General features: G+C 73.3%; 13 protein-coding genes. 7 read left to right on the forward strand and 6 right to left on the reverse strand.

Translation table 11 applies throughout. The features are described from left to right. Window positions 1-108: 108 nt before the first annotated feature. Window positions 109-1323 carry a lipid II:glycine glycyltransferase FemX gene (locus ACZ5WC_RS09525; protein ID WP_468540261.1) on the reverse strand — a complete coding sequence of 405 codons (1215 nt, stop codon included), beginning with the start codon at window positions 1321-1323 and terminating at the stop codon, window positions 109-111. Between the two features lie 321 nt (window positions 1324-1644). Between ACZ5WC_RS09525 and ACZ5WC_RS09530 the strand changes: the two genes are divergently transcribed. From ACZ5WC_RS09530 to ACZ5WC_RS09545, 4 genes are all read left to right on the forward strand, one after another. Further along, a complete protein-coding gene (locus ACZ5WC_RS09530; RefSeq protein ID WP_468540262.1) occupies window positions 1645-2850 on the forward strand; it encodes a L,D-transpeptidase in 1206 nt (401 codons plus the stop codon). A 310-nt stretch (window positions 2851-3160) separates the two neighbouring features. Continuing rightward, a complete protein-coding gene (locus ACZ5WC_RS09535) occupies window positions 3161-3670 on the forward strand; it encodes a DUF3515 family protein (RefSeq protein ID WP_468540263.1) in 510 nt (169 codons plus the stop codon). A gap of 107 nt (window positions 3671-3777) precedes the next feature. After that, window positions 3778-5415 (forward strand): serine/threonine-protein kinase, encoded by a 1638-nt coding sequence (locus tag ACZ5WC_RS09540; RefSeq protein WP_468540264.1) that lies wholly within the window; start codon window positions 3778-3780, stop codon window positions 5413-5415. 120 nt (window positions 5416-5535) lie between these two features. Beyond that, on the forward strand, window positions 5536-6693 hold the full coding sequence (locus tag ACZ5WC_RS09545) for an NADH:flavin oxidoreductase (protein ID WP_468540265.1): 1158 nt from the start codon (window positions 5536-5538) through the stop codon (window positions 6691-6693). Here ACZ5WC_RS09545 and ACZ5WC_RS09550 read toward each other — a convergent pair. The 5 genes from ACZ5WC_RS09550 to ACZ5WC_RS09570 form a co-directional block, all read right to left on the reverse strand. Beyond that, window positions 6653-7630, reverse strand: coding sequence for a D-alanyl-D-alanine carboxypeptidase family protein (locus tag ACZ5WC_RS09550; protein WP_468540541.1), 978 nt, complete (start codon window positions 7628-7630; stop codon window positions 6653-6655). The two genes, ACZ5WC_RS09545 and ACZ5WC_RS09550, sit on opposite strands and share 41 nt — an antisense overlap. Before the next feature lie 230 nt (window positions 7631-7860). Then, on the reverse strand, window positions 7861-9114 hold the full coding sequence (locus ACZ5WC_RS09555) for an ATP-binding protein (protein ID WP_468540542.1): 1254 nt from the start codon (window positions 9112-9114) through the stop codon (window positions 7861-7863). 30 nt (window positions 9115-9144) lie between these two features. Beyond that, window positions 9145-9918 carry a two-component system response regulator CseB gene (gene cseB / locus ACZ5WC_RS09560; protein ID WP_468540266.1) on the reverse strand — a complete coding sequence of 258 codons (774 nt, stop codon included), beginning with the start codon at window positions 9916-9918 and terminating at the stop codon, window positions 9145-9147. 19 nt (window positions 9919-9937) lie between these two features. Further along, window positions 9938-10957, reverse strand: coding sequence for an endonuclease/exonuclease/phosphatase family protein (locus tag ACZ5WC_RS09565; RefSeq protein WP_468540267.1), 1020 nt, complete (start codon window positions 10955-10957; stop codon window positions 9938-9940). Between the two features lie 272 nt (window positions 10958-11229). Beyond that, the gene (locus ACZ5WC_RS09570) at window positions 11230-12174 is read right to left on the reverse strand and encodes a carbon-nitrogen hydrolase (RefSeq protein WP_468540268.1); all 945 of its coding nucleotides are present in this window, start codon (window positions 12172-12174) and stop codon (window positions 11230-11232) included. Window positions 12175-12351: 177 nt separating this feature from the next. Here ACZ5WC_RS09570 and ACZ5WC_RS09575 point away from each other — a divergent pair, with 177 nt between their 5' ends. The 3 genes from ACZ5WC_RS09575 to ACZ5WC_RS09585 all read left to right on the forward strand — a co-directional run bounded on the left by ACZ5WC_RS09575 (window position 12352) and on the right by ACZ5WC_RS09585 (window position 16999). Next, window positions 12352-13452 carry a LacI family DNA-binding transcriptional regulator gene (locus ACZ5WC_RS09575; RefSeq protein ID WP_468540269.1) on the forward strand — a complete coding sequence of 367 codons (1101 nt, stop codon included), beginning with the start codon at window positions 12352-12354 and terminating at the stop codon, window positions 13450-13452. 234 nt (window positions 13453-13686) lie between these two features. Then, window positions 13687-13872 carry a plantaricin C family lantibiotic gene (locus tag ACZ5WC_RS09580; RefSeq protein ID WP_468540270.1) on the forward strand — a complete coding sequence of 62 codons (186 nt, stop codon included), beginning with the start codon at window positions 13687-13689 and terminating at the stop codon, window positions 13870-13872. Window positions 13873-13972: 100 nt separating this feature from the next. Then, window positions 13973-16999: a type 2 lanthipeptide synthetase LanM family protein gene (locus ACZ5WC_RS09585; RefSeq protein ID WP_468540271.1), complete on the forward strand. Its 3027-nt coding sequence runs from the start codon at window positions 13973-13975 to the stop codon at window positions 16997-16999. The last annotated feature ends 3 nt before the right edge of the window (window positions 17000-17002 follow it).

Raw genomic sequence — 17002 nt, forward strand, 5'->3', positions numbered from 1 at the left:
CTGCTACCGCTTCTGCCGGTTTCGCATGGTTGGCGCTGTTCGTGGTGATGGTGCCGTTCGTGCTGATGGTGCCGTTCGTGCTGTCGGTGCTGGTCGGCATCGTCTGCTTCATCGGCGCTTCAGGTACGCCTGGAAGGCGTGGTGAAGCGCGTTGTTGGCGCTGCCGCCCAATGGTCTCTCCCATTCCCCCAACGTCTCGACGACCTGCCCCCCGGTGCCGAGCTTCCACCGTGACAATCCGAACGCACGCTCCGCCGGATCAAGAGTGGAGGGTACCCCGCGCATGTCGTAGACGTCGGCCCCGAGGGCGTGGGCGTCCAGCAGCATCCGCCACTGAAGGGCGTTGGAGGGCCGGACCTCCCGACGGTGGTCGGCCGACGCACCGGTCTGGTACCAGACCCGGCGGCCCACGGTGATCATCGTGTGGGCGGCCAGGATCTCTCCTCGGTGACGGGCCAGGTACAGCTTCATCCGGCCCGGCTCCTCGGCGTTGAGCGCCGCGTACTGACGCTCGTAGTAGGCGAGCGAGCGGCCGAGGCGGAAGCCGTCGCGCCGCTCGGTGATGTCGAGCAGCCGGCAGAACTCGGGGAGTTCCGCCGCACTGCCCACCACCACCTCCACGCCCTCCTTCCGGGCCCGGCGCACATTGCGCCGCCACTCCTGGTTGAGCCCGGACCACAGGTCCTCCGCCGTCCGCCCGGCGAGCGGCACCTGGAAGACGTGCCGGGGCTGGGCGTCCCCGCCCCCCTCCTCCCCGGCCCCGCCACCGCCGCAGCGCTGCCAGCCCCGGGCCCGCAGCCGCTCGGTGACGGCGGTGCCGAGCGGGTCGACCTCGCTGGCGAGGACGTCGTCCAGCCGTCGGCCCGGGCCGGTGAGCGGCTTGAGCCGGGCGGCGTCCCAGCGCCGGTAGGCGGGCGACGGTCCGATGCGTACGGCGAAGGCGCCCGCGCGGCGCAGATGCTCCAGGAGCGGATCGAGCCAGCCGTCGATGCCGGGGTCGCCCCAGTCGGCGACGGGCCCTTCCGGAAGGTACGCGAAGTGCTTGCGGGTGCCGGGGAACTGCCGCAGCAGCACCAGGGCCACGCCCGTCAGCTCGCCCCCGTCCGGGTCCGGCCCCCACCCGAGCAGCTGGGCGCGCCAGCCCTCCTTGACCTCGGCCCAGGAGGGGCACTGCAAGAAACCGGCACCGAGAGCCGCGCCGCGCGGGGACGCGAGGAAGGCGCGGTAGGCCTCCGCGGTGATGGTTCGCAGGGCCACGTCCCCGCCCCGGTTCCGTGCTCGGCGGACGGGGCTGGACGACGACGGCACGAGCAGCGCTGACACGGTGTGAGCCTCTCCTTCTCCCGGGCTGTTCCGGGGCAACTCCCCGGACTGCTCCCGGGCGACTCCCCTGGCCTGTCGCGGGGATGCAGAGGATGCTCACAGCCGTCCATGACCGCTCCACGCGGCGAATGTGACCGGACGATGACCGTTCCTCACCAGTCGCCGTCACATCGCTCCATGGCAGCTGACCTCGGGTTCTCCGGCTCTACAGTCACGACATCGCCGACCCGCACGGCTCTCGCGCTCTCGCGCTCCCGTGCTCCCGTGCTCCCGTGCTCCCGTGCTCCCACCCTCTCGTTTCCCGTGCTCCCGGAGGTCCTCTTGTTCCGTACACGCGCACTGACCCATGCCCGCGCCCGGGCCGCCGTCGTGGCCGCTCTGCTGGTACCGCTCGCCGCCTGCTCGGCGAGCGCCTCCCCCGGCACCACGGCGGACTCCAAGGGGACGCCGAAGCCCGACGACCGGCCTGTCACGGTCACCGTCACGCCCACGGGACAGAAGGTCGCGGCGGGCGAGCCCGTACGGGTCACGGCCGTGGGCGGCAGGCTCACCTCGGTGACGGTCACCGACGCCGAAGGCCACCGGCTCGCGGGCGAGGTCGCCGCCGACGGCCGGTCGTGGGTCTCCGACCGCAAGGCCGTACCGGGCGCGGCGTACACGGTGAGGGCGGCGACCCGGAGCGCCGGCGGAATCGCCAGGAGCACCAGGTCCGGCTTCACCACCGCCCCGGCGGACAAGGTCAACAAGGTCGACTGGCGACCGGGCACCGGCACCACCGTCGGCGTCGCCCAGCCGGTCTCCCTGGTCTTCGACCATCCGGTCAGGAACCGGGCCGAGGTCGAGAAGCAGCTCAGGATCACCACCTCGAACAACACCGAGGGCTCCTGGGGCTGGATACGCGACTGGTCGGGCCGGGACCGGGTGGACTGGCGGCCGAAGGAGTACTGGAAGCCCGGAACCGAGGTCACGCTCGAAGCCGACCTGAACGGCACCGAATCGGGCCCGGACGGCGGCTGGTTCGTCCGCGACTACGCGACCACGTTCACCGTCGGTGACCAGCAGATCGTGAAGGTCGACCTCGACCGCCATCAGCTCACACTCATACGCGACGGCCGGACTGTTCGGAACATACCGGTCTCCGGAGGTACGCCCGGCGGCGACAAGCGGTCCTGGCGCGGAACCGCCGTGCTCATGGCCAAGGAGGGCACGATCAACATGAACTCCGAGACGGTGGGCCTGGGCAACGTCTACGACAAGATGGTCGACCACTCGATGCGGCTGACCTGGTCGGGCATGTACGCGCACGCCGCCCCCTGGAACGCCCGCTGGTTCGGCAACTCCAACCAGAGCTCCGGGTGCATCGGGATGAGCGACGCCGACGCGGCCTGGTTCTACGGCCAGGTGCGGCCGGGCGACCCGTTCGAGATCACCGGCAAGGACACCAAGGGCGCGGTCGAGCCCGGGAACGGCTTCGGCGCGTGGAACCTCTCCTGGGCGGAGTGGCGGGAGAAGAGCGCCCTGCGGTAGCAGTCGCTGCGGGGGAGGGGCGGAGTGGGTCCGGAACGGCCCGGAACGGTACGTCCCACTCCGGAGTCGGATCGGGTCGGGCCACCGCCGTCAGGTGACGAGTCCCTCCGAAGTCCGAGGCATCAAGGATGACACCAGGCAGGCACGGGAGGCGCGTCGCACCCGGCATCAGGTGGGCGAGACCGACGATCGCCGCGGACACCCGCGTAGCGCAGCTCACAGCCCGTCGAGGCCGCCGGTTCGCGGTCGGTGCGCGTCCGCGCGATACGTTCTCGTATTGACCGATGAGCAACCCACACGGGGGACCGAGTTGACCAAGCTCCTTCGCGGGACGCTGTGCGTCACCGCAGCGTTGACCGCCTGCACGGCCCTTCTCGCCGGGTGCGGGCTGGGCGGCGGAGATCGGGGCTACAACCTCGTCAAGCCGCCCTTCTCGGGCAGTCCGGCCTGCACCGCGCTCACCGACAGGCTCCCCAAGGAACTGGGCGGACACCGTCTGGAGAAGCCGGGCGTCGACGGCGCAGCCGCCTGGGGAGACGGCGACATCATCCTGTACTGCGGGATGCCCGAGCCTGCTGCCGCCGGTGACTGCCGCACCGTGGGCGGGGTCGACTGGGTCGGCCAGAAGCCCGCCGACGACGGTACGGCCGAGATGTTCGCCACCTGGGGCCGCGATACGACCGTCCAGGTCCGGTTCGCCGGTAAGGACGCCGGCACCGCTGCCGTTCTCCAGTCGCTCGCGCCGGTCGTGCAGCAGATCAAGGAGGCTGAGGCGGGCACGGCGGGCGAGGCGAGCACGGGCTGCGGCACCGCCAGTTGAGTACCCGCGCGCGGAGACTGCCGCCACCGGCCGCTTAGGCTGGTCCCCAGGTCAACCAGCGGTTGACCTGGGGACCAGGGGACCGGCACACCGGGGGGTACGGGGCGATGGATCAGGCGACTGAGGTGTTCAAGCCGCTACAGGCGGACGATCCGCCCTCGGTGGCCGGTTACCGTCTCGCCGCCCGGCTCGGCGCGGGCGGTATGGGCCGGGTCTACCTGTCGTACACGCGGGGCGGCCGGCCCGTGGCCATCAAAGTGGTGCGGCCGGAGCTGGCCGACGACCCGGACTTCCGGCAGCGGTTCCGCCGGGAGGTGGAGGCGGCCCGGCGGGTCCGGGGCGCGTACACAGCGGAGTTGATCGACGCCGAGGCGGACGGCACACCGCCCTGGCTGGCGACGCTGTACGTTCCCGGGCCCGCCCTGGACGCGGCCGTCGCGCGGCGCGGACCGCTGCCGGTACCCGCGGTGCTGTGGCTGATGGCCGGGGTGGCCGAGGCGTTGCAGGCGATCCACGGTGCCGGGATCGTGCACCGGGACCTGAAACCGTCCAACGTACTGCTGGCCGCCGACGGACCGCGCGTGATCGACTTCGGCATCTCACTGACCTCCGGCGTGACCGCGCTGACGGCCACCGGTGCCACCGTCGGCACGCCCTCCTACATGGCTCCCGAGCAGGCGTCCTCGGGTGAGATCACAGCGGCGACCGATGTCTTCTCACTGGGCCAGACGGCGGCGTTCGCGGCGTTGGGCAGACCGCTGTACCGAGGCGGCTCCTCGGTCGGCGTGCTCTACCAGATCGTGCACTCCCGTCCCGACCTGTCACCTCTCCCCGACGAGATCCGCCCTTTGATCGCCCGGTGCCTGGCCGCCGACCCGGAGGAGCGGGCCACCCCGGCGGAGGTCGTCGAGCAGTGCCGGAAGCTGCTGGGCGCGGACGCCGAGGCGGGGGCGGGGCCTGCCGTGTGGCGGGAGGTCAGGGGTACGGAGGTGACAATTCCGCCTCCGGTCGCCGACCCCACCCCGGTGCATACGCTGCTGTTGGCCGATCGGCCGCCGCAGCCCGGCGGGCCGGACGGGCGGCAGGCGGGGAAACGGGTGCGGGCGCGCAGGTGGCGTACGGCGCTGATCAGCGCGGCCGCCGTGACGGCCGCGGCCCTGCTGACCGGGCTGACCTGGACCGTCCTCGACGCGACGAACGGGTTCCGCGACCGGGGTGCGACCGCCTCGGACGGGCCGTCAGCACCCGGGGGCCCGTCGGGGTCGAAGTCGGGAGCGGAGTCGGAGTCGGAGTCGGAGTCGAGGGGTGGTGACCCCACGCCGGACGCTTCGAACGCCTCCCCGGCCGGACCCACGGCATGGCAAGCCGTCCCCTACCCCCTCCAGATGCTGACCGAGAAGAACTCTCTCGCCCTCAAGAAGCCGGTCAACCGCGAGGACCGCGAGGGGGACCTCCGCTTCGTCTGTCAGCAGACCGGTTGCGCGCTGGAGAGCGACACCAGCGTGGTCGCCCTGCGGTACGGCAAACCGGGGGCCTCCCTCGAAGAGTGCCGTATGTCCCTCCGCGGCGCCGACAGCCGACGCCTCCCCCTGGCCGTCGTGGCTTCGGGCAGCGAGATCTGCGTCCGGCACCCCTCGGGGGACATCGCGCTGTTCGTGATCCAGGTGAAGTCGACCGCGCTGCCCGGGAGCGGGCACAGCTTCGTCACCGGTGACATGACGGTCTGGCGTGCGGAGAGTCCGTAAGCCGTAGGGCGTACGGGCCCGCGCCGAGACCTTGGCCACATCCGGCCGGTCCGGGGATGCCTGTGCTGCGGGGGCGTGTTGGGGGCGGGTGGAGACCCCGGCTACGAACAGGACACCGACATGACAGACGCCGTGACCACCGACGTGACCACTGCCGCCGCTGCCGGCGGGAATGCCGCCCGCGCCGCCGCCGCCCTCTCCCGCCCCTTCTCCGTCCGTGGCCTCACCGCGCGCAACCGCATCGCCATGGCGCCCATGACCCGGCAGTTCGCCCCGGACGGCGTCCCTGGGCAGGACGTGGCCGACTACTACGCCCGGCGGGCCGCCGGCGGCGTCGGACTGATCATCACCGAGGGCACCTACGTCGGCCACGACTCCGCCGGGTCCAGCGACCGGGTCCCGCGCTTCCACGGCGAGGAGCCGCTCGCGGGCTGGGCGAACGTCGTGGACTCCGTGCACCGCGCGGGCGGGGCGATCGTCCCGCAGCTGTGGCACGTGGGCGTCACCCGCGACGAGGGCGCCGGGCCGGTGCCGGACGCCGAGCCGGTCGGGCCCTCCGGGGTGGCCCTGAACGGCGAGCCCAAGGGGCGCGCCATGACGCAGCGGGATCTCGACGACGTCGTCGCCGCCTTCGCCGACGCGGCGGCAGCCGCCGAGCGCATCGGCTTCGACGGCATCGAACTGCACGGCGCCCACGGGTATTTGATCGACCAGTTCCTGTGGTCCGGCACCAACCGGCGTACCGACGCCTACGGCGGCGGCCTCGTCGCCCGGACCCGCTTCGCGGCCGAGGTCGTGGCCGCCTGCCGCGCGGCCGTGTCCGACGCCTTCCCCGTCATCTTCCGGATGTCCCAGTGGAAGGCGGACGCCTACGAGGCGAAGCTCGCCCACAGCCCCGAGGAACTGGACTCCCTGCTCACGCCGTTGGCCGAGGCCGGTGTCGACGTCTTCCACGCGTCCACCCGCCGCTACTGGCTGCCCGAGTTCGAGGGCTCCGACCTGAACCTGGCCGGCTGGGTGAAGAAGATCAGCGGCCTGCCGGCCCTCACCGTCGGTTCGGTAGGCCTGGACGGGGACTTCTTCAGCGCCTTCCAGGGCAACGGATCCTCCGTCACCGGCATCGACCAGCTGCTGGAGCGGATGGAGCGCGACGAGTTCGACATGGTCGCCGTGGGGCGTGCGCTGATCGCCGACCCGGAGTGGGCGGCGAAGACCCTGCGCGGGCGCACCGGGGACATCACCCCGTTCTCCGCGGAGATGCTGGAGTCCCTGCGCTGAGAGCGCGGCCGGGCGTCCGCTCCGCCGCCGCCGGGAGGTCCGCGCGGATCGCTGTGATCAGGGCGCGGCTCGCCTCGTGGGCGGCGGCGCTGCCCTCCGCGGGGGTGGTGCCCGCGCGCTGGTGCAGGACCACTCCGAGGATCAGGCGGCTGGTGCCGGAGACCTTCTGGGTGGTGGCCCAGACGAGGTTGCCGCCCGCCGGGGTGGACGAGCCGGTCTTCAGGCCGATCACCCCGTCGTGCCCGAGCAGTCTGTTGGTGTTGCGCAAGGTCGTACCGGTGCCCGGGGAGGTGACGGACTCGGTGGCCACGATCTCGCGGAACACCGGGTCCTTCATCGCGGCCCGGGCAAGGGTCAGTTGGTCGGCCGCCGTGCTCCTCGTGCTGGCCTCCATACCGCTCACGCCGGTGTACGTGGTGCGGTCCATGCCGAGTCCGGCCGCGGTCGCGTTCATCTTCGCCACGAAGGCCTTCTCGTTGCCCGCGTCCCAACGAGCCAGGAAACGGGCGATGTTGTTGCCCGACGGCACCATCATCAGCTCCAGCAGCCTGCGTTGGGTGTATTTCCGCCCGGCGAGCACGGGGGCGGTCGTCTCCACCGAGGAGTACGACTCGTCCGCCGCCCGCTCGTCGGCGGCAATGGCCGCGCCGGGGGCGCCCGCCCGCATCGGATGGCCCTTCAGGATCACGTAGGCCGTCATGACCTTGGTGACGCTGGCGATCGGAACGGGCCGCTGCTCGCCCCGGGTGCCCAGGCTGCCGATCCCCTCGACCGCCACACTCGACTGGCCCTCGCGCGGCCACGGCAGGTGCAGGGACTTCGCGATCTGCGCGCCCCCGGACGCCTCGGACGCCCCGGGCGCCCCGCCGGGGGAGCGCCCGCGCTCCGCCCCGTCGCCGAACGCGTACCAGCCGCCCGTACCGACCGCGAGCACCACGGCTGCGATGCGAAGGACGGTGGTGGTGAAGGGGGTGGTGAAGGGGGTGGTCGGGGTGGTCGGAAGGGTGGGGGCGGTCGGGTCTTCGGGCATGGGCACCTCCAGGGCGCGGACGGGTTTCCCGTACCTGCGTCACCTTCGAGGAGTCGTTCTTCCGGACCCGTACAGTGCCGTTTCCGTCACCGCGTGAGTGCGTTTCGGTTCGGTTTCAGCCGCCGTACCGGCCCTCGTCAGGGTGCCCCAGCGCCCAGGTCCAGGGTCGCGACCGCTCCCCCGCCCGGGGCGTTCGCGAAGGTCAGCCGGGCGCCGATCACCCCGGCCTGGCCCTGCGCGATCGTCAGGCCGAGTCCGTGGCCCCGGCCGCGTTCGCTCGCGCCGGTGCGGAAGCGCTGCGGGCCCCGGTCCAGCAGGTCGGGCGGGAAGCCGGGGCCGTGGTCCCGTACGACGATCCGGGTCCCGCCCACCGTCACCTCGACGGGGGCCGCGCCGTGCCGGTGGGCGTTGGCGACGAGGTTGACCACGATCCGCTCCACCCGGCGCGGGTCGGTCTCCACGACCTCGGCGTCCCGCACGGTGACCCGGGTGTCCGTGCCCGTACGCCGCACCACGTCGGCGACCAGTTCGCCCAGCGGCACCGGGTCGGGGCGGGCCCGCTCGCCGCCCGCGTCCAGGCGGGAGATCTCCAGCAGGTCCTCCACCAGGGCGTTCAGGACCCGGACCCGGTCCCGTACGAGCGCGGTCGCCTCGTCGGTCTCCGGGAGCAGCCCGGCGGCGGTGACGAGGCCCATCAGCGGGGTGCGCAGTTCGTGCGCGACGTCGGCGGTGAAGCGCTGCTCGTTCTCCAGCTTGCGCTGGAGGGCGGTGGCCATGTCGTCGACGGCCGCCGACATCTCGGTGATCTCGTCGCGGGCCCGCCCGGCCCGGCCGATACGGGCGTCCAGGTCCCCGTCCGCGATCCGGCGGGCGGTACGGGCCCCGTGGCGCAGCCGCCGGTTGATCGGTTCGGTGGCGAGGGCGGCGAGCGGGACGACGACCAGGAGGGCGGCCAGGACGGATTTCGCGATGCTGCGGTCCAGGAGCTGGAGGCTGCGGACCTCGGTGCTCATGTCGTCCCGGACGACGAGGAACGCGTCGCCGCCGACGGCCACGGTCCCCCACATCCAGTACCAGTTGGGGGGATCGGCGTCGTACCAGGTGGCGTATCTCCCGCTGGTGTCCGGCTGGTCGGCCAGATTCCGCGCCAGGGGTCCGGGCAGCTCGTGCCCGGCCCGTACGTCGATGTCGGCCGGAGCCTTCCCCGTACGGGAGAACTCCCGCTCGGCGGCGATCAGCCGGGTGAGGGTCCGGTCCTTCCCCACGCTCAGTCCGCGCTCGCGGGTCGCGTCGTGCACCAGGAAGCCGATCACGGCCGCGACCGCGCAGCAGGCGGCGGCGGCCAGTGCCGCGATCTTCCAGCGGAGGGCGCGGGGGTTGAGGAAGTCCAGGTCGGGGGAGTCCATGGGGGTGTCAGCCGGTCAGTCCCGGACCAGCTTGTAGCCGAAGCCGCGTACCGTCTCGATCCGGCCGCTGCCGATCTTCTTGCGCAGCCGCAGCACGCACAGGTCCACGACCCGGGTGTCGCCCTCCCAGCCGTAGTCCCAGACGTCCCGCAGCAGCCGTCGGCGGTCGAGCACGGAGCCTGGCGCGGCGACGAACTCCAGGAGCAGGCGCAGTTCCGTGGGCGTCATGGGCACGATCGCCCCGCCCCGGCGCACCTCCATGCCGAGCGTGTCCACGCTGAGGTCCCCGAAGACCAGGACGTGGCCGGGTGCCCTGTCGGGCTTCCCGGGTGCGGGCTCCTCCGCGTCCGGCCGGAACGTGGCGCGCCGCAGCAGGGCGCGGATACGGGCCACCATGACGGCGGTGTCGACGGGTTTGACCACGTAGTCGTCGGCTCCCGCCTCCAGCCCGGCGACCACGTCGAGGGCGTCGCCGCGCGCGGACATCATCAGGACCGGGACCGCGCTTTCCTCGCGGATACGGTGGCAGAGGCCGATGCCGTCCAGTTCGGGCAGCATCACGTCGAGGATCAGCAGGTCGTGGCCGCCCCCACGGAACGCCTCCAGGCCGCTGAGCCCGTCGGCGGCCACCGCGACCCGGTAGCCGTAGCGCTCCAGCGCCAGTTGGACGGCACGCCGGATGGCGGCGTCGTCCTCGACCACGAGCACGCTGACGGGGTCCGGTCCTCTGGCTTCCGACACGCTGCCTACCTGGGCTTTCGAGGTCGTGGGTCGCTCGGTCGCTCGCATCGTAGTCGGGCGTGCCCGGTCACCGGCCCAGCGTCGCCGCGACGGGCAGGTGGTCGCTGCCGGTGGCGGGCAGGGTCCAGGCGGAGCGCGGGGTCATGCCCCGCACCAGGACGTCATCGATCCGCACCACCGGGAACGCGGCGGGCCAGGTGAAGCCGAAGCCGTCGCCCGCCTCGCGCTGCGCGGAGCGCAGCCGGGAGGTGACCGGGGCCAGCGCGGCATCCCGGAACGTCCCGTTGAAGTCGCCCAGCACCACGAGCCGGGGTGCGCGTTCCTCGCGCAGCGCGGCGGCCAGGGCGCGGGCGGCCTCGTTGCGGCGGCCCGTCGTGAACCCGGCCGCCGACACCCGTACCGACGCGAGGTGGACGGCGTACACGGCGACGGGCCCCTCCGGGGTGCGTGCCGTGGCCCGTACCGCGCGGGTCCACGGCATGATCGGCACCGCCTTCACCTCCTCCAGCGGGTGCTTGCTCCAGAGGCCGACCCCGCCGAGCACCGCGTGGTGCGGGTAGGCGGCGGCCAGCTCGCGGGTGTACGTGGGCACGGACGCGGCGGACAGCTCCTCCAGGGCCAGTACGTCCGCGTCCGCTGCGGCGAGCACGCGCGCGGTTCCGACGGGGTCGGTGTTCCCCTCGTCCACGTTGTGGCTGACCACCGTCAGGTCCCCGGTGCCGGACCGGGTGTCGGACCGGGCGTCCGCCCGCTTCTCGGCCCGCTTGTCGGTGAGGGTCCCGCCGAAGAGCGTCACCCACACCACGGCGGGCGCGAGGACCGCCACGGCGGCGAGCCGGGACCGGCACACGGCGGCGAGCACGAGGAGGACCGGGACGCTCAGGCCCGTCCAGGGCAGCAACGTCTGGAAGAGGCTGCCCGCGTTGCCGACGGAGTTCGGAATCCACGCGTGCAGCGCCATCAGCGCGGCCCAGAAGACCGCCGCGGCGGCGACCCATCGGGCGAGACGGCCCCCGGCGGGTGGGGGCGGGGGCGCAGCGGTGGTGTCCGTGGCGGGTTCGGCGGCGGTCTCCGGTGGGCTCAGCACGGCACAGGTCTCCCAACGTCGCGTACACCGGCGATCCGGTACGTCGACAGCCTCCGGGAATCCCGCTTCCGGCTGGTCAGGGCCGTGCTTCGGGCACCGCACGGGTGTGTATCAGGTGCGTTTCGGTGTCCGGTGCGGATCGGTGCCCATGCGCGGATCGGTATCCGGGCGCGGATCGGTACGCGGGCGCGGATCGGTGCGCGGGCGCGGGCTCCCAGGCCGGGCCAGGCCCAGGAGCCCGTACGAGAGGGGGTGCGGGGGAGCCGACGGGCTCAGCGGGTCTCGGTGAGCGGGCCGTACGCGTCGGGGCGGCGGGTGGTGAGGAACGGGAACAGCTCCAGCCAGTCGCGGCGGGCGTCGAGGTCGAGGTCGGCGACCAGGACGGCGGGTTCGTCCCGGGGAGCCTGGGCGAGGACGCGGCCGTACGGGTCCACGACGAAGGAACTGCCGTAGAAGGTGAGGCCGTTCTCGGCACCGATGCGGTTGGGCACGATCATGAACGTGGCGTTGGCGATCGCGTTGCCGGTGATCACCTTCTGCCAGAGCGGCTGGGAGTCGAAGCCGGGGAAGCCGGGCTCGGAGCCGATGGCGGTCGGGTAGACGAGGACGTCGGCCCCGGCCAGGGAGTAGGCGCGCGCGAGCTCCGGGAACCACTGGTCCCAGCAGGTCGGCAGCCCGAAGGCGGCCTCGTCGACCTCGACCAGCGGGAAGGCGTCGTCGCCCGCCGGACCGGCGCGGAACCAGTCGTCCTCGTAGTAGCCCTCGGTGACCGGGATGTGGGTCTTGCGGGTGCGCTGGGCGAGGGTGCCGTCGGGGGCGACGAGGATCGCCGTGTTGTAGCCGAGGCCGTCGTCCTCGCCGCCCGGCGCCGGGGCCTTCTCGTACAGCGAGGCGTGCACGTACACGCCGTGCTCGCGGGCGGCCTCGGCGGCGAACGTGAAGGTGGGGCCGGTCAGCAGCTCTTCCGGCTCGGCGGGCTCGGGGTGGTCCGCCCTGCGGACGACGGCGAAGTACGGCGAGAGCGTCAGCTCCTGGAGGCACACCACACGGGCGCCCTCGGCCGCGGCGAGCCGGATGCCCTCCAGGAGCGCGGCGCGGTGCTCGGCCGGGTCCCGGTGCCACCGCTGCTGGACCGCCGCGACGCGCAGGGGGGCGCGCTCGGCGGGGCGGGTGCGGGTCGGGGAGGCGGGCGGGTTGTAAGCGGTGATCAGACGCATGGCGGGTTCCAGGGGGACGGGGGCGGAGGCGGAGGCGGCCACGAACTTCGGACGCCATGCCGGAACGTTCCGGCGCGGACCGAATCTAGCCGTGCCGGAACGTTCCGGCAACCCTCCGTCCCGTGCGTCCTCGGACCCCGGTGGAGTGTCGCGGGCAACCCCCTAGACTTCACCCCCGTGACCTCCCGGACCGTGACCCTGCTCGATGTGGCCCGCGCCGCCGGGGTCTCCAAGAGCACCGTGTCCGACGCCCTCCAGGGCTCGGGGCGGGTCGCGGAGGCCACCCGGGACCGGGTCCGCGCGGTGGCGCGGGAGCTCGGCTACCGCCCCAACAGCGCCGCCCGGCGGCTGCGCCGCGCCAGTACCGGTGCCGTCGGGCTGTATCTGCCCCAGACGGCGACCCGGCTGGACTACTACATGAACCTCGCCTTCGGCGCCGTGGCGCGCGCCCAGGAGGAGGGGCTCGACGTGGTGCTGCTGGCGCCCGCGGGCGCGGCGAGCGGGCCGGTCGCCTCGCGCGTCGACGGGCTCCTGGTGATCGACCCCGAGGTCGGCGACAGCGCGGTGCCGGGGCTGCTCGACGCGGGCGTCCCGGTGGTCACCGGCGAGCGCTACCTCGGCCCGGCCGCCGGCCCCAGCGGCGCCGTGGTCTGCGACAACGCCGCCTCGCTGACCGCCCTCCTCGACCACGTGACCGGGCGCGGCGCCCGCCGCCCCGCCGTACTGGCCCCGGCGGGCGCCTCCGCCTGGGCGACCGCGCTGCGCGCCACCGCCGCCTCCTGGGGCCGGGCCCACGGGGTGGAGGTCGCGCTGCGCACCGTGCCGTTCGCGGCGACCCCCGGCGAGGCCGAGGAGACCACCCGGGCGCTGCTGAGCGCCGACCCCGCCGTCGACGCCGTGATCTGCGCCCCCGACGGCTCCGCCCCCGGCGTCCTGCGCGCCGCGGCCGCCCTCGGCCGGGCGGTCGGCGGAAGGCACGGAACCGACGGCACCGACGGCACCGACGGAGACAGCGGAGACAGCGGAGACAGCAACGGCAGCAGAAACGGCGAAGGCGGCGGGCTCGGCGGCGCCCCCCTTCTCGTCGCCTCCTGCGTCGACGGCACCGCCACCCGCAGCTCCGAGCCGCCCGTCACCGCCGTCGACCTCCGTCCCGCCGCCTACGGCCGCGCCTGCGCCGAGCTGCTCTGCGACATCCTCGCGGACCGCGCGGCCCCCGACACCGTCCGCGACCACGCCTGGTCCCTGGAGACCCGCGCCTCCACCACGCCCGCCTGAGCGGTCCGCCCCAGGCTCCCCGAGCGCCCCACCCCCTCCGGTTCCGTCCGCCCGGGCGGGTTTCGGGAGGGTTCGCGGACGGGCGGAACGCTCCCCAGGGAGGGGGCGGAACCCGCCCCTGGACGGGGGTGTCCCGATGGTCTGATCCCTAGCGTTCATGGGGTCAAGTTCCATCCGGAACGGTCCGGCCGCCCCGGCGGTCGCGCCGCTCCTCGCGTGAAAGGTGTGAGCCACATGGCGAACCCGAACGTCGGCATCCTCGAAGAGATCGACGACCAGAACCTCGACGCCGTCAGCGCCGCCGGCCAGGGCTGGGGAACCCTCGTGTCCTCCCTGTCCTGCTACGGCGCCAGCTACGTCCTGGGGAACAACGGGAACTTCTGCACCGCGACCGCGGAGTGCCAGAACAACTGCAAGTGACCTTCTGACGCCGGGACTTCACCTCCCGGCGTCACCCCCACTTCCCTTCGCCCAGCCTCCTGCCCCCGCCCGCCTCCCGCCCGCCCAGGATCCGGTGTTCATGAACAGTCACGACGTCTCCCCCGGCCCCGGCGCGTCCGAAGCGCTTCGGACGTATCTGCCGGAGCTGACCGACCCCGTGCTGATCGCTCACGTCGAGGAACGGCTGCGGGCAGCAGCAGGGGCAAGGACAGCCGCCGAGCCGCGGCCCCGCCCCGAAGCGCCCGCCCCGTACGACCCCTCCCTCGACCCCGACGGGCTCTTCCACGACTACTTCCGGCACTTCGTCGGACCCTGGACGGACCTCGTCCGCGATGCCGCCGCGCAGTCCCCCCTGGTGGCCGACCCGGTGGCCGTCGTCGACGACTTCCTCGTGCACCAGACCGGGCTCGTCTCCCGGCTGATGATCCGCACCCTGGTCGAGGAGCTCCACCAGCGGCGTTCGGCGGGCCTGCTCGACGGGGACAGCCCCGAGGAGCGGTACGCGGCCTTCCGGCGGTGGACCAACAGCGCGTCCGGGCACGGCGAGCTGCTCGGCCGCTACCCGCACCTCTTCCACCTGGTGCACAGCCAGGTCGGCTCCGCCGCCCGCTACGTCGTCGAGCTGCTGCGCGAACTCGACTCCGCCGCACCCCGGTTGGGCACCCTGATGCCCGGCGGCGCGGGGGACGCCCGCCTCCAGCGCCTCGTCCTCGGCGAGGGCGACACCCACAACGGCGGGCGGTCCGTCGCACAGGTCCTGTTCACCGACGGCCGCCGCGTCCTCTACAAGCCGCACCCCATCGGCGCGGAGGCGGGCTACAACTCCTTCGTCTCCTGGATGAACGGGCGGCTCGGCACCGATCTGCCGACCGTCGCCGTGCTGCCGACCGAGCACGGCGGGTTCGTCGAGTTCATCCCCACCGAGGAGTACGCGGGCGAGGAGAAGGACTACTTCGCCCGGATCGGCGCCCTCGCGGGCATCCTCTTCCTGCTGCGGGCCACCGACATCCACTTCGAGAACATGGTCTCCTGCGCCGCCGGGCCGGTCGTCATCGACACCGAGACCCTGCTGTCGCCCCGGCTGAACCTCCCCGAGGCGTACGACGACGGGGCCGCCTCCAAGATCGCGGCGCTCACGCTCCGGGAGTCGATCATCGGTTCCGGGCTGCTGCCGCTCGTCGTGCGCGCCGGGGACGACGACCACGGCATGGACATCGGCGCGATCGGCTACGACACCGGCCAGCGTTCCCCGTACAAGTCGCTGAGCCTCCAGAACCCGGGCCGCGACGACATGTTCGTCGGAATGGTCACCACGACGACCACCGCCGCCAACGCCAACCTCGCCGTGCAGCGCGCGACCCAGCTGCCCGTCAACGACCAACGGGACATCATCAAGCGCGAGTTCAGCCGGGTCCTGCGGTACGCGGCACAGCAGCCGGACGCGGTCGTCCACGCGATCGAGGAGTTCCTCGGCGACGTGCAGTTCCGGCACGTCAACCAGGCGACCATCTTCTACACCCAGTTGCTGCGCATGGCGACGCACCCGCACGCGATGGCCGACCCGGTCGTCCGCGCGGCCGTCCTGAACCGGACCGTCCTGCGCACCGGCGACTCCCCCGAGATCGCCGACGCCGAGGTCCGGCAGATGGCCCGGGGCGACGTCCCCTACTTCTCGTACACCGCCCGGTCCCGCGCGCTCGGCTCCACGGACGGGACGGTCCGGGCCGACGCCCTGGCCGAACCGCCGCTGGCCACCGTGCGCGAGCGGATCCACGGGCTCGACGAGGCGGTCATCGAGCGCGAACTGCGCCTGATCGACTTCTCGTTCGTCAACAAGCTGCCGACCGAGCAGGAGGAGACCGGGTTCGTGCCCGTGCGCCCGGCGGGCAGCACCCCCGTCGCCGTGGACCGGGACCGGTTCGTCCGCGAGGCCGTACGGATCGGGGAGCGGCTGCTCGCGACCCGGGTGGCGAGCACCGAACCCCGGCACCCGGCGACCTGGATAGCCCCGCAGGTCACCACCGACTCGCAGAGCCAGTGGAGCCCGGGCACCCTCGGCTACGACCTGTACGGCGGCAGCCCCGGGCCCGCCCTCGTCCTCGCCGCCCTGGCCCGCGAGACGGGACGGGCGGACTTCGCGGCGGCGGCGCGCGGCGTGCTGGACCCGGTCGAGGAGCAGCTGCGCGGCGGCGCCCTCGCCGAGCAGGGGGTGTCGGTGGGCGGGATGACCGGGATGGCCGGTACCGCGTACGCCCTCGTCGTGGCCCGTGACCTGCTGGACGAGCCGGAGGCCGGGCGCCTCGGCGAGCTGGCCCGGGAGCTGGCCCGGTGCTCGGGGGCGGAGATCGGCACCGACTTCCTCAGCGGCATGGCGGGCGCGCTCTCCGTCGGCCTCGCGCTGCACGAGCGCGCCACGGACCCCGCCGAGCGGGCGGTCGTCGCGGAGGCGGTCCGCACCATCGCCGCCCGCGAGACCGAGGCGCTCGGCGGCCCCGGTCTCCAGGACCCCCGGGTCACCCCGTACACCGGTTACGCACACGGGGCCATGGGCATCGCGCCCGTACTGCTGCGCTACGGCGCCGAGTTCGACGACCCGGACGTGCACGGGCTCGGGCTGCGCATCCTCGGCGCGGTCCTGGAATCCCAGGCGGAGGGCGACCGCGACTGGCCGCGCGTGTGGGGCGAGCCGGAGCGCTCGTACGGCTGGTGCCACGGCGCCCCCGGGATTCTGCTGGGCGCGCTGATGAGCAACCAGCACGCGCCCGGAGCCGTCTCCCGCCCGGTGCTGGACCGGCTGGCGGAGCTGACCCTCGCCCGTGGCTTCGGCAACAACCCGACGTACTGCCACGGCGACCTGGCCGGGGCGGAGATCGTCCGGCTCGGGGAGGACCTGGTCCCGGGGCTGTTCGGCGAGGGCGTCGGGGGCGGCGGTGCCGAGGACCTGTACCCGCGCCTCTTCGACGAGGTCGTCGAGCGGTACGGGCAGCGCTCGGACACCAAGTACGCGTACACCAACAGTCTCATGGTCGGGGAGGCCGGACTCGCCTGGTCCGTCCTCCACCACCTGGACCCGGGGAGCCACCCCTCCCTGCTGCGCTTCGCCTAGGGC

The sequence above is a fragment of the Streptomyces sp. NPDC033165 genome (assembly GCF_055577965.1).